This window comes from Spirosoma flavus (assembly GCF_054778555.1).
The window spans coordinates 927,369-952,645 of the sequence record NZ_BAAGZL010000002.1 but is presented as its reverse complement, the minus strand read 5'-3'; the positions used below and the strand labels follow the sequence as shown (position 1 = coordinate 952,645).

The following is a 25,277-nucleotide window of genomic DNA, read 5'->3' as shown; positions in this document are numbered from 1 at the left end:
ACCTAAAAGGTTGACCGTTTTAGAAACTAAACCGAAGGTTGACGCCCAGACGACGGGTTGTCGGAATACCGATTAAGTCGAACCCTTGCGAGTTTCCGGCCCCTAGTGAACTGACTTCCGGATCGAAGTTCAGGTACTTGGGGAAGTTGGGCGCCAGGTACCAGAGGTTACGCCCGCTGACCGACAGAAACGCCGTTCCGAAAGGTGTTTTCTTCAGCCAGGATTTTGGGAACTGGTATCCCAATGATACTTCACGTAGTCTGAATACCGTAGCATCCATTACGTTCACTTCGTCGGCACCACCCGGCCCGAAACCACCTGTAAAGTAATAGTCAGCTACGCCAATGCCGATGTTATTCGGAATCTTCTTGCCTTCGCCGTTTAGCAGCGGTTTCAACGTATTGACGTCGCCTAGCACGCCCGGACCAACCAAAATAGCTTCCCGTTCTTCGGTATCTTTGGTTACACCCCGGCTCAGCAGTTCGTAGGCTGTGAACGAATACATATCGCCCCCCTTCTTCCAATCAAATAAGACATTGAGCGAAAGACCCTTATAGTTAAACGTATTGGTGATACCCCAGATAAAATCGGGATTCGGGTTGCCGATGGCCGTCGTTTTGCCACTCAGAATGGGTTTGCCTGTGTTGGGATTTACCAGAATATTTCCTTCGTCGTCGCGGGCGTAAGTTGAGCCGCGAATCATGCCGTATGGCTGACCTGCTACGTGAACACTACCCAAGTTTGCAAAGCCGCCGTAGGGAAGTTCTTTCAGCGAACCAATGTCCAGCACAATGTTCCGGTTTAGGGTGAACGCTGACGAAATATTCCATTCAAAACCACTCGCCAGCTTAACAGGCGTTACGTTCAAACCCACCTCAACGCCTTCGTTCTTCGATTTTCCCAGGTTAATCACTTTTTGCGTGTAGCCGGTAGAAGGGGCCGCGTTCACCGTAAAAATCTGCGACGTACTGATTTTATTGTAGTACGTTACGTCTAACCCAACCCGGTTATTGAAGAATTGCAGTTCAGCGCCCAATTCCAGTTCGGTGATAAATTCCGGTTTTAATTCTGCATTGGCCAGCAAATCCGATTCAGTAAGCGAGCTTTGACCGTTGAACGGAGAAGCAATCGTGCCAGTAGTATTGCCCGCTCCCAGAACGGGGTTGGCGATGAAAACGGTTTGGGTCTGATAGGGCGTTGCTTCGTTACCTACCCGCGTGTACCCCGCCCGAAGTTTACCGAAATTCAGTATGTTTTTCGGTAGTTTGAACGCTTCTGTAAAAATCAGCGAGGCACTGGCTCCGCCGTATAAATAGCTCCGGTTGCTCGACGGCAGCGTCGACGAAATATCGTTACGTGCCACCAGATTCAGGAACGCGTAGTTTTTGTAATCGAGCGAGATGTCGGTGAAGAACGCAAAATACCGTTGTTTGAAATTGTTGCGGTTGTTCGGTAGCACACGCGGAATTGTTACGCTGGTGTTATTCAGTGAGTTGATGCCCCGAAAGATAATTCCATCGCCAAATACAACCTGCCGTTCGGTGATACGTTGGTTTACGTTGTTTCCGAGAATGGCTTTCAGGCCGAAGTTTTCACCCAATTGCTTGGTTGCCGTAATGAGCAACGTATTATCCAGCTCCTGCCGATAAATGTTGTCGTTGGTGATGTTGCCGTTCGGGAAATAATCACCTCCCTTGCCATTCACAACTACTCGGCGGTCGGTGTAGGCGTTAAAGCCAATCGTGTTCTGTACGTTCAGCCAGGGTAGCGGGTCGACGCCCAGCACCATGTTGCCGTAATACCGATCCACTTTGCTGGTCGTGGGGCTGTTCACCACCGACCAATACGGGTTATCGGTGCCCACCCGGTCGTATACGTTGTTGCCATTCAGCGGATTAGTGTTCGGGAAACCCGTTAAATCGTAACTGGTCGGTACAAACATCAGGATGTCCAGGATGGAAGCTCCACTGCCGTTTGCCGCCGTTACCTGAGGAGAAACCTGATCGGTATTGACGTAGTTTAGTGAACCGCTAACGTAGAACTTATTGTCTAGCTGGGCATTTCCGCCGATGTTAATGCCCGTTCGGGTAATCTCGTTCTCGCGAACAACGCCATTGTTTTTGGTACGTGACAAACCAACCGTAAGATTTCCTTTTTCGCCCCCTGTCGATACAGAAAGAGCATTTTCAAATACGTTGCCTGTCCGGAAAAAATTCTTGGCGTTATACTGCGCAAATGATTCATAAGGCACCTGAATCGGCGTAGTGCCATCGGCTTGGTAAAACTGCGGAAATACCGTCGAGGGGTAGCGGTTGTTGGTTGTAAGAGGATGAGGTATGGTTGCCCGAGTCGGAATCAGGCTCGTAAATCCTTGATATGGAGGTCCCCAAGAACCAAAAACGCCACTGCGATAGTCGAAGTTGGTGCCTTGCCCGTATTTCGTCTGATAGTCGGGCAAGCCTGCAACTGTTTCCGTAGCATAGCCTATGTTGTAGTTGATTTCCAGTCCTTTACGGCTCTGACTCTTGCCAGCCTTGGTGGTTACGATGATAGCTCCGTTTGCCGCGCGTGACCCGTACAACGCAGCCGCAGCGGCTCCTTTCAGGACGGTCATCGTCAGGATGTTATTGGGATCGAGATCAAAAGCGCGGTTGGTAATCGTAGAGCCGCCGACTGTGCCATCCGTACTGCCAAAGCTGGAGTTATCGAACGGAACACCGTCGACTACAAATAGGGGCTGGTTGTTATTGCCCAGTGATGAATTGCCCCGAATGGTGATGTTGGTTGCTCCGCCGGCCGCTCCGCCAGAACCCTGGATATTCACCCCGGCCACTTTACCCGTTAAGGCACGTAGCGGGTCTGGTTCAGAGCGTTGCGCTAGTTTGGTTGCGTCCAGTGTGCTTACGGCATAGCCCAGCGCATTCTTATCACGCTTGATTCCGGCTGCAGTAATTACGACTTCGCTAAGCTGTTTGGTATCAGCGACGAGTTGTACGTCGATCACCTCTTTGGTGCCCACTACGATTTCCTGTGACTGAAAGCCCACAGATGAGAAAACTAACGTAGTGTTTTTGTCGGGAACGTTAATTTGATACGTTCCCTGTGCGTCGGTTACTGTTCCCAACGTACCGCCTTTCACGGTAATGGTAGTACCCGGTAAGACTTCCTTACTAGTTGCGTCGCCTACTTTTCCCCGGATAATCCGCGATTGAGCGAAGGAAAAAACAGGCAATAGCAAAGCCATGAGGAGTAGGTTTACCTTCATAGAGTTTTGGTTATTGTTTACTAAATGAGATGAGGAAGTGGAGTAATTAGGAAGTAATATTAAAATTAAGATTTTATTAAACTGTCTATATGGCAAAGAAAATTTTTAAAAATGAGATAAATAAAAGATAGTCTTCTTTAGATTCAATTATTGGCCAATTAATAAACTTCAGAATTAAAGCAGGCCGCTAATCAGTTCGTACCGTAAGATTAGAATGTTGAGGCAGTATCAACCGGAACGCTCACCGTCGGCGAAACGTAAAACAAACATTAGAAGGGTGAACTATAACGGCTGGCGATGTCGCTTATTCATTACGTTGTTTCCAGACCAGTAACTCGCCGTTACCAAGGGGGACCAGTGATGTTTCGACAGCGGGCGTCTGGGAGAGCAAGAATGTAAAATCGGCTAGTTCAGTCTCATGCGAAACCGCATTATCGACAACCAGCAGGCCGCCGGGTTTAAGAATTGTAAATAACAATGGCCACCAGCCAACGTACTGGTTCCGATCGGAATCCAGAAAAATAAAATCAAACGTATCAGCAGCAAACGTAGGCAATACCGCTTCGGCTGGACTTTGCAGGAGGGTAATCGTGTCGATAACGGCTGCCTGTCGGAAATTTTCCTGTGCCTGAAGCGCCTTCACCGCACTTTGTTCGATAGTTGTTACGTGCCCACGGGTATTTTGAACCGCGTCGGACAGCCAGATGGTAGAATAGCCATTCGACGTACCAATTTCGAGAATAGCCGTCGATCCGGTTGCCTTGATAAGCAAGGAAAGAAACGGGCCGGTATCTGGCGTGATATTGAGAAATTTGTCTTCACGACGGGTCGCTTGCCGATCATTGTTTTGACCGAACTGGCCCAGTTTTTCCAGAAAAGTAAGTCGGGAAGGGTCCATGATTGACGGGTCACTTATCTTGCCTCGTTCGTCAATTTATTATACAGCGCCAGATTGTCGGCATCAAAGCAAACGAAAATTACTTCGTTGATCGATGTTGGTAAGGTTAAAAAATCGTTGACTGCGGCCACGGCTACGTTGGCAGCTTTGTCTTTTGGGTACCCATAAATACCAGTACTGATGTTTGGGAAAGCAATGCTGCGTAACTGCTGTTCAGCCGCAATTTCCAGCGACCGACGATAGCAACTAGCCAGCAAATCCGGCTCTCCATGTGCCCCCCCTCGCCAGACGGGGCCAACGGCATGAATAACGTATCGTGCTGGCAATTGGTAGCCTTTCGTCAGTTTGGCGTCGCCGGTTTTGCAGCCGTTCAGCATTCGGCACTCCCTAACTAATTCAGGCCCAGCCGCCCGGTGAATCGCTCCATCGACTCCGCCACCGCCAAGCAGACTGGTATTGGCCGCGTTTACAATGGCATCGACGGCCTGTTTGGTAATATCGCCTTGTATAACCCGAATCGTTGCCATAAAAATAGTTGGCTGAGTTTTTTCAGATAACGAATGTGTTTACGAACTGTTTATTAGCTAACCTGGCTAATCATTGTCATCGAGCGAAAAAATATGCTCAACGGGTTTTCCAAAAACCTTTGCCAGTTTCAGGGCTAGTACGGTGGATGGAACGTAGCGACCCGCTTCAATAGAATTAATCGTTTGCCGACTAACACCAATTCGGTCGGCTAATTCGGCTTGTGATACGTTATGTTCGGCCCGTTCAATTTTCAGTCGGTTTTTCATAACGTAGTATAGTTGTTCCGAAAATAAGCCAGCGAAAACGCACAATGAAAACCAGCAGTACCGTGAACATATTATAAATCATGACGTCGAAAAAGGCGGAGTCGTAAATGGTCAGCATAGCAATGGCCAGAATAAAATAATTGACGTAAACACTCCATTGCAAGGCTTCCAGGCGTAGTTGGCTAATCATTTCGTCTTCAACTTTCTCGCGCGAAAACGCAATCAGCATCAGGCCCATAATAATACCTATTCCGGCAAGCTCATCGGTCAGATTCTGGGGCGCAGCTTTGCCGGGTATTTTCCATATGCCAACTGTAGTTGTTTTAATATGTAATTGAAACTCCATATATAAGGCAGCCGAACCTAAAAGAAATGAAGGAATGAAGAGTAGTCAGCCAATCAACCGGTATAAGTGCGGAAACAACCATTTTGTTTTCATGGTGATGTAAAGTTTATTTTACATCGTAAACGTAAAGTTTATTTTCCATATTGTCGAGAAAACTTTACACAGGCGTATGTAATTTTCTAGACTGAAGAACGATTATAGAAAGAGTGCAGGAACTGTAATTTGACAGGCTAAGGCGCGAAACATGACAAAAAGATTTGATTTTTTACAATTTCAACACCTTCGTCGTTCGTTTTTTATCGCCTGCAATGAGCGTGAGAATATAAACACCGGCTGACAAACCGGGGCCAGGTAGCACAAACGACGCCATTCCCGATGAAAGGTAGCGACCCTGCCAGACAATTTTTCCGGCGACGCTGGTTAACGTAGCATCGAGTGGTACGTTAGCATCAATTTCGCCCCATTGCACACGTAACGGTTCTACGTCGCTGAAGGGGCTGGGGAAAATCAGCAATTGTGTGTAAGATTTGGCTAACGTAGTGGCTAGCTCGAAGTTGGGAATGCCGTAACCCAACTGGTCATCAGGGGTGCTGTACTGACTACCCGACCGACGTAGCGTTTCGGTTATCTGCGTCGCCGTGAGCCGGGGGTTAGCCTGCCAGAATCCGGCCACCAGACCAGCGATCAGCGGAGTGGCAAAGGACGTACCGTTGCCCTGAACAATCGTTCCACCCGGATTGCCAATTACTGTTCCCTGACCAAGGGCCGCCAAATCGGGCTTGACACGCTTATCGGCGGAAGGGCCAAATGAACTAAATAAAGCCCGTTGTCTGGCCTGCGTAACAGCACCGATAGCCAACACCGACGCTGCGTCAGACGGAGCCGACAGATAATGCCAGGCATCGCTACCTTCGTTACCTGCGGCTGCCACCACCACCATGCCCGTTTCGGTGGCAATCTGCGCGGCTCTGGTCGAGAGGGCGGTTTTGCCATCCAGATTAGCATAGGTGTAGCTGGTCGTCGGGTCGTCGAATTCCGTGTATCCCAGCGACGAACTGATCACATCAACCCCGACACTGTCGGCATATTCGGCTCCGAAAAGCCAGTTGGCTTCCTCTATTTGCTGTTCCGTAAAGGCATCTTCAGTACGTAGCAACACAAACGAAGCCTTGTAAGCCGTACCATATAGCTGATTATCAGCCGTAGCGGCAATCGCCGATAAACAGGAGAGACCGTGTGAATCATCTTCGTAAACGCTGGTTTCTTTTTTAACGAAATCGTAGGTGGCCAGTATTCGATTTTCGTCAAAAAGTGGTTTTAAGAAATTAACTTTGTTCGCATTCAGGAAACCAGCATCCAGCACGCCAATCAAAATACCTTCGCCATGATAGCCCTGCTGGTGCATTTTGTCGACACCAAGTTGAGAAACCTGCGTCTGCGAAAGGCCATAATTCAGGGGTGTTACTTCGCCAAACTTACCTACGGCATCGGTTGTGTTTGAGGTGGCACTACGTTCACCAGCGCCCACGCGAGCATTAGCCAGCGATCGGTTAAACTCAACTCCTTTTACAAACGACAATTTCTGAATAGTTGCCAGCGTAGCATCGGTTGTTTCGATCAAAACGGCATTGAGCCAGCGCGATTGAAACCAGATTTTGGCTCCCGCCTGCTCCAGCTGAGTTACGTAATTCGGATTGACGGGAAGGTCGCGCTCTATTATGGCAATATTCTGCTTCTGCCGCCGTAATATGGATCGTTGCGAAAGAAATTTCTCCGGCTGGCTCACGCTAAAGGGCGAATTAGCCTTATCGCGCAGAAGTACCAGAAATTTCCGGTTCTGCCCGAAACCAGTGCTGCAGATCAGCAGTCCTATACTCAAAAGCCAGTACGTTTTATTCGCGACCGTAGGCCAGAATGCGGTAAATCTGTCGAGTCCCATAATCAATCTGATTTCGACCAATGCAGGCTGGCGTTGACGAACAAAACGAAAGTCCTGTCCGCTCACGATAAATCAAGCCAACCTGGCGGGCATACACACTAATACGTTTATCCTGTGAAACAAGCGTTGAATCATCCTGTTCAACAACCGTTACGGTATCTTCAAATTTATTATTCTGTACGTAAAAAGGACCCGTTACGTTGCGTGCCGTGTATGTATCGTTACCTAATACATTGCGTCTGTTTCCATCCCAGCTTGAATCGTTGCGTACTGGTAACAATAACGAAATAAAATCAAGTCCATTTTCGGTACGTATCAATTCATCATTGACCATTCGCACCGACCATATGGAATCCATCTGCCACAACTGATTTTCAGTTGCCCGACGAAAACGTAGTAATCGATACGCTGTTTGGCCCGTTACGTCCTTGTATATATTCTCAATGACTTCTTTTCGTTGGTAGTGGCGTTGCAGCGGGCTGGTATTCAGAGCGTACTGTTCTTCCTGAACGTCGTAAATAACGTATCGGCCTGTTTCTAGAGGTATGTAGTCAGTAGTGGTGTTAGTAGGCTCAGTAGTTGACGGTTGACAGGCTGTGAGAATAAACAACGTAGCGCAACAGGCCAGCAATAAACAAAGACGTAGCAGCATAGATAAATAAGCTAAGTCTTGTTGACGGACGTCTGCACACTACGTAACGAACTAATCAGCAATTAAACTTCGCAGGCATAGCCGTCTAATTCTTTCATGTAGCAGGCCAGCCGATTGATGAAAGCGGTTGTGTAAGGCGGTTGTTGCTTGCTCGTCAACGTAGCGGCATACCAGGTGCGCAGGATACGTTTCTCCGTGATACGTACCGTCGCTAGTTGACCTAACTGCAAATAAGGCCGGACTACCCAGGTTGGCATGACGGCGACACCAAGCCCTGCCTTGACCATCTCCAGAATCGCTTCTGTCAGCGTGATTTTATGAACCTTTCGCGGCCGACGATTTTTGAAAATGGTCATAAAGTTGTCGCTTTCTTCGTCGGGAATATTATACATGATGTAGTTTTCGTCAGCAAACTCATCGAATTCTACCCAGGAGCGCCCTACCCATGGATGATCGGGGGCAACAATGGCGACGAACTCGTCTTGAAAAAGTGGCGTGTATGAAAACTTCGGATTATCATCGCCCTCGGTAATTGCTACGTCTATAGTATTGGTTGCCAAGTGTTTAATGGCATCTTGCGTCACAGCTTCAAGTTCAACTTTGATATCTACTTTCGGGTAGATGGTCTGGAATTCGCGCAGAAAACCGGCCAGCCAGTGGTACGACGTATAGCATTGGGTACAAAGGCGAATTTCGCCCGCTTCCTTATCCGTAATGCACCGAACTTTCGCGCGGGTTTCGGCAACTTCCTGAAGAATTTTTTCGGCGGCCTGCAAAACAACCTCACCGGCCTGGGTGAGGAGCATCTGCTTTTTGTCGCGGATAAAAAGTTGAGTACTGAAATAGCCCTCTACTTCTTTCAGCTGATGGCTCAGCGCTGATTGCGTAAGGAATAATTGATCAGCCGCTTTGGTTAGATTACCGTGCTTGGCAACCTCTTTTATCATCTGCAGATGCCGAAGTTCCATGATGAATATTTTTCATGATTTCTACAAAAATAATTCGTTTTGTTAATATACCAAGACCAGCGACCTTTGAACCGTAATCAAAAACTAATGAACACCCTTATGAAATCACTAACACACAAGTTAAGAAATACGCTGATTTTGAGTCTGATTTGGGTAAGCGTAGCTGCCAATGCTCAATCGGTGATTACTGAAACGGATGCCCCGGTAGAAAAACAGCCATTTGAAGTTGGTACGTATATGGGCACTGGCCTAACGATCAACCTGATGCTGGCTGTTCATACGCCAAAAGGCATAACGCTGAAGATTAAGGACGCCAATGATACCGTTCTGGAAGTGACGCACCTGGGAAGGTCGCCGAAAGCGTACCATCAAAAAATTAGTTTCGATGGGAGCCAGCCAGGCGTCTATCGAGTCGAAATTAGTGACGGTCATAAGACAGTCATTCGCCAGGTTGATGTCGTGAATATCCCGGCAGTTGAATCGCAGCGATATATAACCTATTCTTCCCAAACAAATCATTGATTGGCGGATTTATTTACTGATGAACTGGTTCTATTTTTGAATTAATTGAAACGAGTGTTCATGCCACGCTGATGCGGGAATTCTTAAGCGGCTTCCTGCATCAGCATGGCATGAGCTGCTGAAAATCTGAAAATCATGAGTCAGAATACAACAAAAAACGCTTCCCCACTATTGGTGGCGGGTGCGTTTGCCATTGTCTATATAGTCTGGGGCTCCACTTATTTTTTTATACAAATAGCCGTTAAGGACTTTCCACCGCTTTTGCTGGGAGCTTTGCGGTTCTTTGCTGCGGGTGTAATTATGCTGATCTGGGCTTTTTTTAAGGGTGAGCGTTTACTTAATAAAACAGAAATCATTACGTCGGCGGTGGTGGGTATTTTGCTGCTGGTTGTGGGTAATGGGATCGTCATTTGGGCCGAACAAACTATTCCGAGTGCTTTGGTAGCTATTTTGGTGTCATCGTCGCCGATCTGGTTTGTACTGCTCGATAAATCGAACTGGGGTGTCAATTTTAAAAGTAAATCGACACTAATTGGTCTTGGTGTTGGCTTTGTTGGCGTAGTACTTCTGTTTGGCGAGCAGGTAAACAGCATGCTGGCAGAAAAGGCGGATCAGTCAAAATTGGTTGGCATGTTATTGTTGATGCTGGGTGCTATGGCTTGGCCAGCGGGATCCCTTTATTCCAAATATCATCCTACTAAAGAAGCGCCCACTGCCGGAGTTGGCTGGCAAATGATTATTGCCAGCCTGGTATTTCTACCGGGAAGTTTGCTCATGCATGAGTTCGACACCATTCAGTGGAGCCAAATAGCTCCGCAGGCATGGCTGGCGATGGCTTACCTGGTTTTGTTTGGTTCTGTGATTGCGTATACAGCTTATGTCTGGCTGCTTCAGGTGCGTCCGGCCACGCAGGTCAGTACGTATGCGTATGTGAATCCGGTAATTGCGTTGACTTTAGGGATGGCCTTTGCCCATGAGACTATTTCAATTTTACAGATTATTGGTCTGGTGGTGATCCTGAGTAGTGTGTTGCTGATAAACCTGTCGAAATACAGGAGTGTAAAAGAAGGCAAGTCTCCAAAACCAATTGCATCTGTTGCTACGTCTCGCAAACACTTGGTTTACAAGTAAAATAAGTTTATTGGAATAGTTTCTTTGTTATACTGAGTTACAAAACATTTTAACGTATCATCACTCTCAGGCAACGATACATTAAAATGCTTTGTAACTCAGTATAACAAAGAAGATGTCCTAAAATATGCGGCTCCAGGCGAAGCGGATGATGAGGAGCAGGGCCACAAACCCCACCAGAATGTACGTGAATGGTACGTATGTAATGGCGTAAATACGTGTCCGGTCGATGAACCAGAGTATGCCCATTACGGCGGCAATCAGGGTGAGAAAGCCCGATAATTTACCAAAACCGGGAATGTACCTGAAAGGCATCTTACGTCGGATGAGCAGCAACGTACCGGCCATCGTCAGAATAGGAAGTACCTGCAACCCCAGATTCATTTCCCAGACGCTTTGCCGCTCAAACAGAAACAGATAGATATTTAACGTAACGGCAAACACTCCCGGAATGCAGGCCAGATACACCAACGTAGCATACACGTAGCGCCATTTCCAGATTTCTTCAGCCGTTTCACCCGACCATAAATTCACCAGAAAAGCGCTTGTTGGAACGGCCATCAGAAGCACAAAAAGCAAAGCTGGCTGGCTCGAAATGGCCTCAAAAACGTCGCGTAGGGTCATGAAAAATTAATGAGCGAAAGAATGAATGAGCGAAATCCATCCAGAAATTTCGCTCTTTCACTCATTTATTCTTTCGCTCTTTATTTGAGCGTCAACAAATACCCAATCGTGAAATTGGCGTCCCAGTCGAATACAAACTGGTTACAGCCTGTGCCATCAGCGATGGCTTTGTAGATATTTAGGCCCGCTTTCGACTTCGCATTATCCAATTTATAGGCCGAAGGTGCATCCAGCACTGTATACCGTTCTTTACCTTTCCGGACGGATTTTGCTAACTCGAACGGAACACCCCCAATGATGAAGCAGGTCTGACGATGGTCAGAAGGTACCTGTTTGGCTTTTGCCTGTACTTCGCTGGTAACTGTTTCGTCAGAAGTCCCTTCCTGAAAATATTTCGAGCCGTAGGTTTCCAGTGCTTTGGTTGAACCGCCATTTTTCCACGAAATCTTCGTATTACCCGAACCAATATCAGTAACGAACGAATTATCGGCGTATTGAGAAGGTAACACGGAACGTAGTGCGAGTGAACCTTCCTGCTCAGGTGTTACGGTATTCACGAAATAATTGAGCGATTTTAGGGCTTTAATAATCTTTTGTGTGCCTTCGGCCTTCACCGCGCCTGAACTGACCACAAAATGAATGTTACGTCCGCCCACACCGAAATCGAGCATTTTGCCGATGTAACTTTTCAACCCCGAACGAACATCATCGTCGCTGGCCATGTTTTCTATCACCAGACTATTGCCGAACTCAGCTTTTTCGAGTTTCCAGCGTTTCTGGTCGTCGATACGTACAATAAACGAGTTAAAACCACTGGCTCCCAGTTCCACTACGCCTTTCAGCACGCCATTCTGCGGTTCGGGAGCGGTGTAGGTAAATGCCTTCTGCGGCTGGCTGCTGGTGGCTTCGTCCGACGAGCCAGTTGATGAGCCGTTGTCAGACGCCTGTGATTCTTCTACGCTTCCCTCGGCGGTTTTGTCATCAGACCGAGGCATGGTTTGCGATTCCGAGTATTCCTTGTCTTTGGGCTGAAGTTTTTTCAGCGCTGCATTGCCGCCGAAATAGCGAAATCCGAAATAGATACCGGCTAAAATCAGGACCGTAATGAGCAGCCGACCGGCTACAGTTAAACGTTGCATCTTTTAGGAGTTTTAAAGTTGTAGGGTTGAAACGTTGTAGAGTTATAGGGTTGTAAAGTTATAGGGTTGTAAGGTTGTAGAGTTTAGATAGCGTCAGCTAACTTTATAACCTTACAACCCTACAACTTTACAACTCACATTAGTCAAGCAAATTCTTATAGCCTGCGTCCTTCTGTGGAGTGGGGCCGAGGTTGACGGGCTGGGCAGGAGCATCAAGCTGGACCATCTTGAACTCACCTTTGTTGTAGGCGTCAAGCAGGGCTTCACCTTTGTCGGACAGGATACCGTTCTGAATATCGACGCCGTTAATGAAGTCCATCGAAAGATCCATGGCGCGTTTCATCTCCCCGAGCTTTTGACTCATATCGTCCTGAATGTATTCCATCGACTGGTCGAAGTAAAACTTCTTATCGGGGTCACCTTTGAAGATGCTCACGGCCGTCTTCAGCGCGTTCGAGCTTTCCTTAACAATCTGATATTCTGTCTCTTTCAGGCGAACTTTGATTTCGGTTTCTTTGATAATGTAGTCGGCGCTCTGGTTCACTTTTTCCATAAAGGCCAGCACCTGCTTCATGTTACGTTGCAGCGGCAGCAGTTTTTCGTTCATCTCCTGAAGACCAGCGCCTTCGATGGTTGCCAACTGGGCCTGCTCTTTCATACCAGGCTTTTCGCTCATGGAATTCGCTTTGTTGGCTTCAGCAAATTTCTGCTTAATGGCCTCGTTGTTTTCATTGATACGTTTGTTCAGCTTCACCAGCTGGCCCGCCAACGTATTGATTTGTCCCTGCATTTTTTCGCGTTTGTCCCGTAAATCCTGAACGTAGATTTTCATGATCGCGATGGGATTCAGCTGAATCACCGTACCCGTAAGGCTCCGCATCAGCGATTTAAACAGGAAGAAAATAGCTGTCCGGACGTCTTTGCTCGTGAAGAGGAAAATCAGTACGCCCAGTGCACCCAGCAGCAGCGACAATTCAAGGATATTCGACGTAGCACGGATCAAAAATTCGAGAATGTCATTGAGGTGGATCAGACCGTAACCAGCGATACCCGCCAGTACAACCATACCCAAAATACCTTCGGGGCGGTTCCAGAACGACTTTTTCTGAGGTTCTGATCCACCACCAAGTTGAGAAAAATCAGGAGTTGCCATTTTGAAAAGTTGTAGAGTTATAAAGTTGTAGGGTTGTAAGGTTGTAGAGCTAGAGAGTTCATAAGCGCGTCAGCCAACTTTTTAACTCTACAACTCTGTAACCTTAAAACTTCATTTTAAAAATTCTGTCATTTTGGCGATGTCGCCTTTAATCTGCTCGGTAAAATGCGTGAACGTAGTGTCGTAGTTTTGCTGATTCTGCGTGATTTTACCGCTTTGCTCAGTGATTTCGCCACCGATGTTCGCCAGTCGGGTATTGTTCGCGTCGATTTGTTTTTGAATGTCGATCAGTTGTTTCGCCAGCGTTTCGTTATCCGACTGGAGTTTTTTCTGCTCATTCTGCAAACCGCCGACTCGCTCATTCAGAGCCGCTTCCACGCTCTTGCCAAAGGCTTCGCGGTCTTTATTCAGCGCTGCAATATAGCCATTTGCCGTATTGGTCAGCTTTGCTACGTCGTTGCCGCCACCCAAAGCCTTGAAACTAGCCCACGCAGCCTGATATTGTTTATCCTCCGGCAAGCCCAGGTTGCCCAAGCTACGTAACGCTTCCCGAAACTCGAAATAATCGGGGCCGGGCGGGTTATTCTGCGCGAGTACCGTAGCAAAATGCTCGGCAAACTTCGAATCGATTGACCCGGTCGTTTCGGCCGGCGTAGCGGCTGATGGCTGGTTCGATGGCGTAGCTGCGGGTCGGGGAGGGGCCGCTGCTTTTTCTGGCGACGTACCGGTAGCGACACCTGGCTCTTCTTCTTTGATGAAGAAACCCAGGATTTTACGACCAATTGATTTGTCTGTTTCTGGCATAAGGGTCTGTCATTGGTGAAAGACGTAGCAATGTTACAAGGTTCGCTCTAATCCCGCAATATCAGATTAGGCCGAACGGTTACGGGAATACGGAAATGGTCGTAGGACGGGCCGAAATTTTTATCATGTTGACGAAGGCTATTTTACCCACTTCTCCATTCGCTCGCGGAACGTTTCTACTTTAGGTTTTGAAACTAATGTGATATACATGTTATAATCGTTGTTACGGTAGTAGTTCTGGTGGTAAACTTCGGCGGCATAAAAAGCGGTGAATGGAACCACTTGCGTAACAACCTTCGCCTTGTGGTGTCCAGACGCATTTTCCCGCCGGATGGCCGCTTCAATACGTGCCTTCTCGTCGGGGGTGCGGTAGAAGATGGCCGAGCGATAATGTTTTCCAATATCCGGCCCCTGGCGGTTTAACTGCGTTGCATCGTGACCCGCAAAAAACGCATCGAGTATTACGTCGTAGGAAATCACTTTCGGGTCATAATAAACCTGAACGGTCTCGGCATGGCCCGTCTGGTCGGTGCCAACTTGTTCATAAGTTGGATATTCCAGATCGCCACCTGCATAACCCGAAATAGCTTCCCGAACACCTTTTAACGATTGCATTTCTTCCTGAACCGCCCAGAAACAGCCGCCTGCAACGGTAGCCACCGCTTCGCCAGGACGTAGCGTGGGCAATTTTGCCGGATTGACATCAATAACTGCAGCTTTCTTGTCTGCTGGATGTTGGTTGCAACGTAGCATCAACCCCGCCAGAATCGTTACTAAAAATATAGAAAGGGCTATTTTCATAGATCATCCAGTATAGGAACGTAACGGAAAACTAGTTGTTGAGGTTATTTATCAAGCGATTTGATGCTTCGGAATTAACTTTACGCTCCTATTAGCTGTTGATTTTTGACTAACGACGGAATAAATGACTCTCACTACGTTAGGACTGGAACTACCTACCGACCCCCGTTGGGTGAACATTGCCGAGATGAATATCGGTGATATATTAATCGACCATGCCTATTGCGAACAGAAAGCGGCTTCGTCGTGCATTTCATTGATTGTGCAGTATTCCGATAAAGAAGCACTGGTCGAAACGCTGACACCCGTTGTAGCCGAAGAATGGGGGCATTTTCAGCGCGTATTGAAAGAGCTGCGCAAACGTAACATTCCGCTGGGCCGGCAACGAAAAGATGAGTATGTCAATCAGCTACGTTCCCGACTCCGTCGACCCATCGGCGACCAGAACGAGCAATTGATGGATAACCTGCTCATCAACGCCCTTATCGAAGCCCGCAGTTGTGAACGTTTCAAACTCCTCTCCGAAAATATCGCCGACGAAGGCTTGCAAAAATTCTACCGTGAACTAATGATTTCAGAAGCGGGCCACTACCGTAACTTTATCGAACTCGCTGAAACTTACCTGCCTGCCGAACATGTACGGGCGCGGTGGAAAGAATTTCTGGCCGTCGAAGCTGATATTATGACAAATCTGGAGGTGCGTGGCGACCGAATGCACTAAATGAGTTAAGTGATGAGTGCTACGTAGTTTGGTATTTACGACCTCGACATTAAGAACAGAGACAGAATTTGCTTTTCATGAGTTGTTGCCCTTGGTTGACTTAATGCAAATGAATGTTTGACTCAAATCTGCATCCCAAGTGGTGCCGTTTCTACTTAATTCGCCTTTACTGATGATTGTGTCATCGCCATCTGTAAATGTCCAGGTATAGCGTTGTGAGAAACCAGGTGCATTTCGCCACCAGGTCAGCACATTGTTTTGAACCGAAACGTCATATTTTCTAGATATTTTTCGCTCATCAAAATAGAGCATGTAATATTCTCCGGTCGCATCGTCACTGCCGAAAATGGCAGTTCCGGCTGGAAACTGTTCTTCATTGACTTTTGAATACCAAATTAAAAAAGCGCCCCGGCTTTTCTATTTATAGGTCAGAAATCCAATGGAAATACTTAGGGCTAAAACCAGTCGGAAAGAGCGTCTAAATACATTCATTGACGTACCGTTGAGCTTATCAATAACCCAATATAAGATTATATTGGGTTATTTTAATATATAATTTTAATTTACTGTTAAAGCAATGGTGAATAATTTGAAATTCATATTTAGATACTAAACCTGATGTAGACTAAGTTTTGCCGTGAATTCTTGATCAGCTCTTTCGATGAAGCGAAAAAAAGAAAGCCTGGCTATAAAATAGCAGGCTTTCTGGTTACCCATAAATGATTGATAGTAGGGAGACTTGCGAAATACCCGCATATCACTGGAATCAATACAGGAACTATGCCAGTGAAGCCTGTTCAGTTGTGATTCAAATCAGGAGAAGGAATGACTACTATCAACAAAAACACCCGACCAATTGGCCAGGCGTTTGCGAGATTTTATCCATACCGTACGCTCTAAGTACGGCAATGTTGCAAAATAGATCAGGCGAAGCAGTAGAAAAACTGACGAAAATCAGATAAACTGATGAGGTTTGTCAGGTAGGTGTGCAAACCTATGGCTGATTCATCGGAGAAGGACACGGTGTAAATGTAGCGTTCTCGTATTAGTCAATCAGCAGCATCAGATAGCATAATCCGTTACAGATATTATCGGATGCGAAAGGCGCTAAGGCGAAATTTTTATGGTTCAAGTCGACCCACAATGTCTTTGTAAGCGTAGCGCTGGCGTCGATTTGTGATTTCGACAAAAACTAGCTTTAAAAGTAAATCGTGGGTGATGTGCTGCATAGTCGAGTAGTTCAACTATAATTCAACTAAACAAAAATAGCTTTATAACACGCTATAAATTAAGCAGTTATAAAGCTATTAGCAGAGAGGAAGGGATTCGAACCCTCGATACGGTTGCCCGTATACACACTTTCCAGGCGTGCTCCTTCAACCACTCGGACACCTCTCTGTATGATACTGTTGGTACGTTGATAATCAGTGTGTCTGAATTGTCAAATTCACCTTTATCAACCAATTGGTCCTTCTAAACATCCTTGATAGGCAGTCTCGACCAATCGCAAAAGTACGAACTGTGCAGATGGTGTGCAAACTGGTTTTAGAAATTACCGGCAGAAACTCCCTGCATTGGATGTTTAGACAAACGTAGCACTTGCGAAGAAATAGAGTGGGTTGGGATTACCGAACCGGAGCTTTTCGGGTTCCGATGTAAGTAAAACGGGTCACTACGTCTCTTTTCTTACGAATGTTCCGATTAGCTTTGGGGCTGATAATTCACTGTAAGAATGGCTCAATTACGTTCTCAAGATTGGTTTGGCCGCACCGGTAAAGACGGCTTCATTTACCGCGCTTGGATGAAAAATCAGGGTTTTCCGCATCACGAATTCCAGGGAAAACCTGTCATTGGTATCTGTAATACGTGGTCTGAACTCACACCCTGTAATGCACACTTCCGCGAGCTGGCCGAAGCCATTAAGCGAGGAGTCTGGGAAGCAGGCGGGTTTCCACTTGAATTTCCGGTGATGTCGCTGGGGGAATGCCAGATTAAGCCGACAGCTATGTTGTTCCGCAATCTGGCCAGTATGGACGTAGAGGAAAGCATTCGGGGAAATTCACTTGATGCCGTTATTTTGATGTGCGGCTGCGACAAAACGACGCCTTCGCTGGTGATGGGCGCGTGCAGTGTTGACCTGCCAACGATGGTCGTTTCGGGTGGGCCGATGCTGGCCGGCCGGTTTCAGGGAAGAAAGATCGGAACGAGCGATCTGTGGCGTTTTGCTGAAGCCTATAAAATGGGGGAGATGAGTCAGGCTGAGTTTGTGGCGGCTGAAGCCAGTATGGCGCGTTCACAGGGACACTGCGCCGTAATGGGAACCGCATCGACGATGGCCGCTATGGTCGAATCGCTGGGGTTGGCCCTTCCTGATAATGCAACCATTCCGGCAGCCGATTCGCGCCGGAAAGTACTGGCACATCTCACAGGTATGCGGGCGGTTGAACTAGCGCGCGAAGGTATTACGCCTTCAAAAATTCTGACTCGTCAGGCGTTCGAAAATGCGATTATGGTTAATGCCGCGCTGGGTGGCTCTACTAACTTTATTCTGCACTTGACAGCCATTGCCGGTCGGGTAGGCATTGATCTCTCGCTCGATGATTTTGATAATTTATCCGCCAAAATCCCGCTGTTGACCAACCTACAGCCATCAGGCGAACATTTTGTTGAAGACTTATTTTATGCCGGAGGACTGCCGGCTGTAATTCGTGAGCTACGTCAGTATCTGCACAATGACGCCATTACGGTAAATGGCAAGACACTTGGCGAGAACTGTGTTGATGCTCAGTGCTACGATCCTGCGGTTATTGCGTCGGTTGATCAGCCGTTTAAACCTGAATCGGGTATCGCCGTGCTACGTGGTAATCTCTGCCCGAATGGCGCCGTTCTTAAACCGTCTGCCGCAACGCCTGCGCTGATGCAGCATACGGGACGAGCCGTGGTATTCGAAAATATTGACGATTATAAAGCACGTATCGACGACCCGGAGCTAGATGTTGATCCGTCCTGCGTACTGGTCCTGAAAAACGTAGGACCCAAAGGCTACCCAGGTATGCCCGAAGTCGGCAATATGCAGTTGCCGGCCAAGATCCTGGCGCTTGGAGTGCATGATATGGTACGTATTTCAGACGGACGGATGAGCGGAACCGGCTTTGGAACGGTGGTGCTGCACGTATCGCCCGAAGCGGCAGTAGGAGGTAATCTGGCTCTGGTTGAGAACGGCGATTTGATTACGCTCGACGTAGAGAATCGGCGGCTGCACCTGCACGTATCAGACGAGGAATTGGCGGGCCGACTGGTACGTTTCAAACCGCTCGATCTGGGTTATCACCGGGGATACGTGAATCTTTATATCCGTCACGTAACACAAGCTCACGAAGGTGCTGATTTTGATTTTCTTAAAGGTGGGTCGGGAAGCGAAGTCAAGCGCGATTCACACTAGGCAAAACGGTATTATTGATTAATAAGGTCAGGGGTGTCAGAGATTGGTTTTATCTACCACAATCTCTGATACCCCTGACCTTTTTTAACTCCTTACAGGCCAAGCCGTAATTTTGCGCTTACGTTAAAGTTGATACGGCCGCCTGCTACGTATTGAATTCTATTGGCGTCGACCTGCTGATTTGATGGGATGTTGATAAGATGACCCACCACCGCTTTATCGGTGCTAGCCGGTACGTGTCCACACGACCAGACAGTTGCATCCTGCCAACTGCCTGCTTTAGTTGTGGTACAAATTGGGTTCTGGTACACAATCTTGAAGATTTTGCCTTGTGCTCGACTAAGATGGTATATATTTCCGTCGGGGCCTAGCATTACAGTCAATCCGTCGCCTGGTGCATTCGTCATAAAAGGCGACCGTACGGCGGTCTGCCCAGATAAATCCAGCGTGTTCATCCAATCATTGCAATAATCCATGAAGAAATAATCGCCGACATATGAGCTTGGGTATGTTGGTACTGCTGGATTGTAAAACGCTCCCCCCGTTATTGAACAGCCTTTGCCATCGCCCGAGCCGTGGGGATAGGTATATACCGGAAATGTGAATCCGGCGCAGGCAGTACCACTACAAACATTGCCCTCGGCGGTTGGCCAGCCAAAATTTTTGCCACCCGTAGTGGCGTCATTAATTTCTTCCCAGCTCCCTTCGCCCACTTCATTAATAAACAAACGACCGGTTCCGGGTTGGAACGTAATATTATATGGATTGCGGAGGCCGTACGCCCAGATACGTTGCCGGGAAGCCGATCCGCCTGTAAAAGGGTTTCCCGTAGGCACACTGCCATCCGAATTGATCCGAAGGATTTTTCCTAAATAATTGTCAAGGTTTTGCGCATTAGCTCTCGTGGCATTATCGCCAACGGATACGTAGAGTTTACCATCCGGGCCAAACGCCAGAGAGCCACCATTATGATTGGTGGCAGTACTCAAATTATTCAACTCCAACACAACAGATTCACTTCCCGATACAACTACGTCACCATTGGCAGTGAAACGGCTAACCCTGTTGCGAGCGGCTGTGTTTCCGTTGGCAGGGATGGTGTAATACAGATAAATGTATTGATTTGACGAAAAATTTGGGTCAAAGGCGATGCCTAATAAACCTCGTTCCCCAGCTGGGTCAACCGTAAGGCTAATAAATGGTGTGGCGAGTAAAGTGCCATTCTTAACAACCCGTAATTGTCCAGTTTGCTGAGCCACAAAAATGCGACCGTCAGGTGCAAATACGGATACTGTAGGGTTAGATAATCCGCTGACCACCGACTGCGAGGTAAAATTAGCGGGAAGTGTCTGACCGAACGCGGATGTGAAACTGGCGAACGCAATTAAAATGAAAATCAAGGCAGCCGTTCGCTCTTTTGAGCGAATTATGACTGAAAATAACGGAACAGAAACGGAAAAGTGATGCATACGGATGAGCTAGTTTAAGGTGTTGAGGTAATGAAATGCAGATAATAGTAACAAAAAATTCAGAAACAAAAAGGATAAGCAACAATAACTTATCGTATGAATAATTTTCCGAGTAAATTGTTCGAGAAACTAGGACTAAATCTGCATTCGATATTACCCCAACGTAGCCAGCTAACAGTAAGGCCTCGTACTTACCCGATTCACCGAGTAAGCACGAGGCCTTATGCACCCCTAACCTTCTTAAAGGCCCATCCGTAACGTAGCGTTGCCGTTTAAGGTGATTTGCCCACCATCTACGTACTGAATATTATAAACCTGTGCTGACAGATTATTGTCAATGGTAACAGCATGGCCCACCACAGCTTTGCTCGCGGAAGTGGGTACGTGTCCGCACGACCAGATATCCTCGTTCTCCCATTTTCCTGCCAACATTGTGGTACAGGTTTCGAGGTAAAGAATTTTATAAATTTTACCCTGTGATCGGCTCAGACTATATAAAAAACCGTCGGGACCGAGCATTATGGTTAAATCTCCGGTCAATGTATTCGACATGAAGGGCGACCGAACGGCGGTTGGTCCCGACAAATCCAGCGTGTTCATCCAGCCATTACAAAAGTCGGAGAAGAAATAAGCCCCAACATAGGAATCTGGATACCTTGGTGTTGTTGGATTGTAAAAAGCACCGCCTGTTATCGCACAGCCTTTGCCGTCGCCACTACCGTGTTCATAAGCATACACAGGATAGGTAAATCCAGTGCAATTAGTGACGCTACAAAGGTCTCCCTCAGCTCCGGGCCAGCCGAAATTCTTGCCGCCTATTGTTGCGTCATTAATTTCTTCGTAAGAAACATCGCCTACGTCATTGATAAACAATCGCCCAGTTCCAGGCTGAAACGTAACGTTATAGGGGTTACGGAGTCCGTATGCCCAGATACGTCGCCGGGCTGCAGAACCGGTTGTAAATGGATTACCTGCGGGCACGCTACCATCCGGATTGATCCGAAGGATTTTTCCTAAATAATTGTCAAGATTTTGCGCATTATTCCCGTCAACATTGTCGCCGGTTGATACGTAGAGTTTACCATCCGGCCCAAACGCCATAGAACCGCCATTGTGGTACGGATATGGTGAGGTCAGAGGATCTAGTTCCAGAATAATGGTTTCACTATTCGGAACCGATACGTCGCCATTGGCGATGAATCGACTCACTCGGTTGTGAATCGTTACCGTTCCGCTGGTAGGAACGGTGTAATATAAATAGACAAAATTGTTTGTGGCAAAATCCGGGTCAAAAGCAATGCCTGCCAGCCCCCGTTCTCCTTCTGTGTTGACGGTGAGGCTAACAAACGGAGTAGTCAATAGGCTTCCATTCTTAATAACCCGTAACTGACCACCTTGCTGACTGACGAAAATTCGACCGTCGGGGGCAAATACTGAGGTCGTTGGGTTAGTTAAACCACCCACCAGCTCCGCGACTGTAAAGTTGGGCGGAAGTGTCTGACCAAATAAGGGCATAGCAAAGACACACGCCAGGTAAAAAAAAGCTACAATAGCTAATTGTAAAATTGGACGGATTAATACAGAAAAGAAGTGAGAAGGTTTAAGTAAAGTAAGCATACTGGTGAGTTAGTTTTGGCAAAAGAGGAAAAGAAAGCGGAAAATTAGGAAAAAAACCTTCGTGCTAATTAACCAAATACAGGATATTTTATCGTAGTGAGAATTTGATAATTAATTTTTTCGGGAGACTAGTAACAAATTGGAAGAAATTCTCTTTTTTGCGATTTGCTTTTCTGTTGATTAATGCGCCCAAATGATTATATTTATTTGGAATGATATTTAACAGGCCAAATAAGATACGGTTTGAATGATACGTTATTCCTTTTCATTCCTATTTTTTGCTACGTGCCTATGGCCATCCGTAACGACCGATTAACGACTGACGAATACGCAGAAAATTTCAGTGACATTCACCCGCCGTTCGATAACCGCGAAGCCGCCTTGGTGGAAGCCAATCGGTGCCTATTTTGCTATGATGCTCCCTGCATAAAAAGCTGCCCGACGAGCATCAATATTCCGAAGTTTATCAAGCAGATCACAACCGACAACCTCAAAGGTTCGGCCTATACCATTTTAGATTCCAACATCATGGGCGGAGGTTGCTCGAAGGTTTGCCCAGTCGAGAAATTGTGCGAAGGCTCCTGCGTATACAACCTGCTAAGTGAGCCACCTATTCCTATCGCCAAACTTCAGCGCTATTCGACCGAAAAAGCCATCGAGCAACAATGGCCATTGTTTATGCGCAAACCCGTTGTGAATAGAAAAGTGGCCGTAGTAGGCGCTGGTCCGGCGGGTTTGAGTTGTGCGCACGTATTGAGTCGCGAAGGAATCGACGTAACGATTTATGAAAAGGAAAGCAAAGGCGGTGGGCTGATGACCTACGGTATTGCGGCCTACAAAGTGACGCCCCAATTCTGCGAAGACGAAGTCAATTTCATTACGTCGCTGGGCGGTATCGATATCAAGTACGATCAGGAATTGGGACGTAACGTAACGCTTTCTCAGCTTCAGATCGAATATGATGCCGTTTTTCTAGGAATCGGTGTAGGGTTGGCCCGCCAATTGGATATTCCGGGCGAAGACCTGGAGGGCGTGGAAGATGCTATTGAATTCATTTACGACATACGTACCAAAGGCTACCCCGCTATTCCCGTTGGCGATAGGGTAGCGGTTATCGGCCTCGGTATGACGGCTATTGACGCGGCAACGCAAGCCAAACGGCTGGGTGCTAAAGACGTAACGATTGTTTATCGGCGTACTCAAGCCGAGATGCCCAGCACCGAAGTAGAATTAAATCTGGCTAAACTGGATGGCTGCGGGGTTATCTGGCTGGCTTCCCCCAAGGAAATCAAGGGCGAAAATGGTAAAGTAACGCAATTGATCTGCAACGTAATGGAACTGGGTTTACCCGATACCAGCGGCCGACGCTGGCCCGTCGAAACCGGCGACACCATTACGCTAGACGTTGACATGGTGATCAAAGCAGCCGGACAGATTCCGTACGAAGATCTGGTTAGCACCAACCAACTAAGTCACGCCAAAGGCAAGCTCCTTATTAACGAAGACTGTTCGACAAACCTCAAAGGTGTTTTCGCCGGTGGCGACTGCGTAAATGGCGGCAAAGAAGTTGTCGACGCCGTTCAGGCGGGCAAAGACGGCGCAAAAGCGATACTAGACTTTATAAAGAGCGAAAGTGCGAAAGAATGAAAGACCTGCCGGACGGCTTTCGCTCATTCACTCTTTCGCTCATTAATACTATGGCAGATTTAAGCACAAACTTCCTCGGTATCAAATCGCCAAATCCGTTCTGGCTGGCGAGCGCTCCACCGACTGATAAAAAATACAACGTACTACGTGCCTTTGAAGCGGGTTGGGGGGGCGTTGTCTGGAAAACATTGGGTTCTCAGGTGAAGAACGTATCATCACGGTATTCGGCGGTTGATTATAACGGCACGAAGATGATGGGTTTCAACAACATCGAACTCATCTCCGACCGTCCACTGGACATTAACCTGCGCGAAATCGCTGAATGCGTGCGCCTGTTTCCCGACCGCGCAATGGTGGTTTCGCTCATGGCCGACAATACGCGTGAGAAATGGCACGAACTCATCGCCCAGGTCGAAGATACCGGCGCACATGGCCTGGAACTTAATTTTGGTTGTCCGCACGGCATGACCGAGCGGGGTATGGGAGCCGCCGTTGGGCAAGACCCCGACATTGCTCGGATGGTGGTCGAATGGGTGATGGAAAAGGCTACAATTCCGGTTATTACGAAACTGACGCCCAACGTTCATTCGGTAGTACCAACGGGACGGGCTTCGGTGGAGGGCGGTACCAACGCACTTTCGCTCATCAACACCATCCAGTCAGTAACGGGCGTCGATTTAGATACGTTGGTTCCCAATCCCTACGTAGCGGGCAAATCGGTTTATGGCGGTTATTGTGGTCCGGCGGTGAAACCCATTGCGCTTAAAATGCTGACAACCATTGCTCAGGACCCTGTTACGTCGAAAGTGCCGATTTCGGGCATTGGTGGAGTCAGTACATGGAAAGATGCCGCCGAATTTATGTTGCTCGGTGCTACGTCGGTGCAGGTGTGTACGGCCGTAATGAAACACGGTTTCCGCATCATCGACGACCTCTGCGACGGTCTCAGCAACTGGATGGATGAAAAAGGATTTAAAACAGTTTACGATTTCATCGGTAAATCGGTACCGACCATCACGCACTGGGAAGATCTGGATATTAATTACCACATCGTCGCCAATATCGATCAGAACAAGTGCATCCACTGCGGACTATGTTATATCGCCTGTGAAGATACGTCTCATCAGGCCATTAACCTGACGTATGGTAAACCGTATAATACGTACTCAATTATTGAAAATGAGTGCGTTGGCTGTAATCTGTGTAAACTGGTATGCCCCGTTGATAGCTGCATTACAATGGTTGAGCAACGTAAAGGCGACGAATACCTGAACTGGAAAGAATTCCAGCGACGCGGTATGCCGCTGAATGATCATTGACGATTCGTATCTAAAGCCGCAAAGAT

Annotated in this window: 22 protein-coding genes and 1 tRNA gene; 6 read left to right on the top strand and 17 right to left on the bottom strand. The window is 47.5% G+C overall.

Features of this window, described 5'->3' with window-relative positions; translation table 11 throughout:
• Positions 1 to 19 precede the first annotated feature (19 nt).
• From ACYVF1_RS12860 to ACYVF1_RS12825, 8 genes are all read right to left on the bottom strand, one after another.
• Positions 20 to 3,265 (bottom strand): SusC/RagA family TonB-linked outer membrane protein, encoded by a 3,246-nt coding sequence (locus ACYVF1_RS12860; protein ID WP_461079277.1) that lies wholly within the window; start codon positions 3,263 to 3,265, stop codon positions 20 to 22.
• Between the two features lie 304 nt (positions 3,266 to 3,569).
• Positions 3,570 to 4,163: an O-methyltransferase gene (locus tag ACYVF1_RS12855; RefSeq protein WP_461079275.1), complete on the bottom strand. Its 594-nt coding sequence runs from the start codon at positions 4,161 to 4,163 to the stop codon at positions 3,570 to 3,572.
• A gap of 14 nt (positions 4,164 to 4,177) precedes the next feature.
• Complete coding sequence (locus ACYVF1_RS12850; protein WP_461079273.1) at positions 4,178 to 4,690, bottom strand: O-acetyl-ADP-ribose deacetylase; 513 nt, start codon at positions 4,688 to 4,690, stop codon at positions 4,178 to 4,180.
• A gap of 66 nt (positions 4,691 to 4,756) precedes the next feature.
• Positions 4,757 to 4,957, bottom strand: a complete 201-nt coding sequence (locus ACYVF1_RS12845) for a helix-turn-helix transcriptional regulator (RefSeq protein ID WP_461079271.1) — start codon at positions 4,955 to 4,957, stop codon at positions 4,757 to 4,759.
• On the bottom strand, positions 4,935 to 5,303 hold the full coding sequence (locus ACYVF1_RS12840; protein WP_461079269.1) for a hypothetical protein: 369 nt from the start codon (positions 5,301 to 5,303) through the stop codon (positions 4,935 to 4,937). Before ACYVF1_RS12840 ends, ACYVF1_RS12845 begins: the two co-directional genes overlap by 23 nt.
• Before the next feature lie 265 nt (positions 5,304 to 5,568).
• A complete protein-coding gene (locus ACYVF1_RS12835) occupies positions 5,569 to 7,242 on the bottom strand; it encodes a S8 family serine peptidase (protein ID WP_461079267.1) in 1,674 nt (557 codons plus the stop codon).
• On the bottom strand, positions 7,196 to 7,894 hold the full coding sequence (locus ACYVF1_RS12830; protein ID WP_461079265.1) for a hypothetical protein: 699 nt from the start codon (positions 7,892 to 7,894) through the stop codon (positions 7,196 to 7,198). The genes ACYVF1_RS12835 and ACYVF1_RS12830 overlap by 47 nt, the downstream gene beginning before the upstream one ends.
• A gap of 62 nt (positions 7,895 to 7,956) precedes the next feature.
• Positions 7,957 to 8,862 carry a LysR family transcriptional regulator gene (locus tag ACYVF1_RS12825; RefSeq protein ID WP_461079263.1) on the bottom strand — a complete coding sequence of 302 codons (906 nt, stop codon included), beginning with the start codon at positions 8,860 to 8,862 and terminating at the stop codon, positions 7,957 to 7,959.
• 99 nt (positions 8,863 to 8,961) lie between these two features.
• Between ACYVF1_RS12825 and ACYVF1_RS12820 the strand changes: the two genes are divergently transcribed.
• Both ACYVF1_RS12820 and ACYVF1_RS12815 read left to right on the top strand, forming a co-directional pair.
• A complete protein-coding gene (locus tag ACYVF1_RS12820; protein WP_461079261.1) occupies positions 8,962 to 9,384 on the top strand; it encodes a hypothetical protein in 423 nt (140 codons plus the stop codon).
• Between the two features lie 135 nt (positions 9,385 to 9,519).
• Positions 9,520 to 10,515, top strand: coding sequence for an EamA family transporter (locus ACYVF1_RS12815; protein WP_461079259.1), 996 nt, complete (start codon positions 9,520 to 9,522; stop codon positions 10,513 to 10,515).
• 120 nt (positions 10,516 to 10,635) lie between these two features.
• Here the strand turns inward: ACYVF1_RS12815 and ACYVF1_RS12810 are convergent, their stop codons facing one another.
• The 5 genes from ACYVF1_RS12810 to msrA form a co-directional block, all read right to left on the bottom strand.
• On the bottom strand, positions 10,636 to 11,139 hold the full coding sequence (locus ACYVF1_RS12810; protein WP_461079257.1) for a hypothetical protein: 504 nt from the start codon (positions 11,137 to 11,139) through the stop codon (positions 10,636 to 10,638).
• 80 nt (positions 11,140 to 11,219) lie between these two features.
• Positions 11,220 to 12,278 carry a hypothetical protein gene (locus ACYVF1_RS12805; RefSeq protein WP_461079255.1) on the bottom strand — a complete coding sequence of 353 codons (1,059 nt, stop codon included), beginning with the start codon at positions 12,276 to 12,278 and terminating at the stop codon, positions 11,220 to 11,222.
• A gap of 139 nt (positions 12,279 to 12,417) precedes the next feature.
• Positions 12,418 to 13,431, bottom strand: coding sequence for a hypothetical protein (locus ACYVF1_RS12800; protein WP_461079253.1), 1,014 nt, complete (start codon positions 13,429 to 13,431; stop codon positions 12,418 to 12,420).
• Positions 13,432 to 13,542: 111 nt separating this feature from the next.
• Positions 13,543 to 14,235: a hypothetical protein gene (locus ACYVF1_RS12795; RefSeq protein WP_461079251.1), complete on the bottom strand. Its 693-nt coding sequence runs from the start codon at positions 14,233 to 14,235 to the stop codon at positions 13,543 to 13,545.
• 138 nt (positions 14,236 to 14,373) lie between these two features.
• Positions 14,374 to 15,036, bottom strand: a complete 663-nt coding sequence (gene msrA, locus ACYVF1_RS12790) for a peptide-methionine (S)-S-oxide reductase MsrA (protein ID WP_461079249.1) — start codon at positions 15,034 to 15,036, stop codon at positions 14,374 to 14,376.
• 124 nt (positions 15,037 to 15,160) lie between these two features.
• Here msrA and ACYVF1_RS12785 point away from each other — a divergent pair, with 124 nt between their 5' ends.
• The gene (locus ACYVF1_RS12785) at positions 15,161 to 15,757 is read left to right on the top strand and encodes a MiaE family protein (RefSeq protein ID WP_461079247.1); all 597 of its coding nucleotides are present in this window, start codon (positions 15,161 to 15,163) and stop codon (positions 15,755 to 15,757) included.
• A gap of 75 nt (positions 15,758 to 15,832) precedes the next feature.
• On the opposite strand, the gene ACYVF1_RS12780 is transcribed toward ACYVF1_RS12785, so the two are convergent.
• Entirely contained in the window at positions 15,833 to 16,069 is a 237-nt protein-coding gene (locus ACYVF1_RS12780; RefSeq protein WP_461079245.1) for a hypothetical protein, read from the bottom strand.
• A 999-nt stretch (positions 16,070 to 17,068) separates the two neighbouring features.
• Positions 17,069 to 17,155, bottom strand: a tRNA-Ser gene (locus ACYVF1_RS12775).
• 334 nt (positions 17,156 to 17,489) lie between these two features.
• Here ACYVF1_RS12775 and ACYVF1_RS12770 point away from each other — a divergent pair.
• Positions 17,490 to 19,199: an IlvD/Edd family dehydratase gene (locus tag ACYVF1_RS12770; RefSeq protein WP_461079243.1), complete on the top strand. Its 1,710-nt coding sequence runs from the start codon at positions 17,490 to 17,492 to the stop codon at positions 19,197 to 19,199.
• Between the two features lie 92 nt (positions 19,200 to 19,291).
• On the opposite strand, the gene ACYVF1_RS12765 is transcribed toward ACYVF1_RS12770, so the two are convergent.
• A complete protein-coding gene (locus ACYVF1_RS12765) occupies positions 19,292 to 20,668 on the bottom strand; it encodes a PQQ-dependent sugar dehydrogenase (RefSeq protein ID WP_461079241.1) in 1,377 nt (458 codons plus the stop codon).
• A gap of 240 nt (positions 20,669 to 20,908) precedes the next feature.
• Positions 20,909 to 22,183 carry a PQQ-dependent sugar dehydrogenase gene (locus tag ACYVF1_RS12760; protein ID WP_461079239.1) on the bottom strand — a complete coding sequence of 425 codons (1,275 nt, stop codon included), beginning with the start codon at positions 22,181 to 22,183 and terminating at the stop codon, positions 20,909 to 20,911.
• A 393-nt stretch (positions 22,184 to 22,576) separates the two neighbouring features.
• On the opposite strand from ACYVF1_RS12760, the gene ACYVF1_RS12755 reads away from it, so the two are divergent.
• Together ACYVF1_RS12755 and preA are read left to right on the top strand one after the other, a co-directional pair.
• A complete protein-coding gene (locus ACYVF1_RS12755) occupies positions 22,577 to 23,932 on the top strand; it encodes an NAD(P)-dependent oxidoreductase (RefSeq protein WP_461079237.1) in 1,356 nt (451 codons plus the stop codon).
• A 50-nt stretch (positions 23,933 to 23,982) separates the two neighbouring features.
• Positions 23,983 to 25,251 carry an NAD-dependent dihydropyrimidine dehydrogenase subunit PreA gene (gene preA, locus ACYVF1_RS12750; protein ID WP_461079235.1) on the top strand — a complete coding sequence of 423 codons (1,269 nt, stop codon included), beginning with the start codon at positions 23,983 to 23,985 and terminating at the stop codon, positions 25,249 to 25,251.
• Positions 25,252 to 25,277 lie beyond the last annotated feature (26 nt).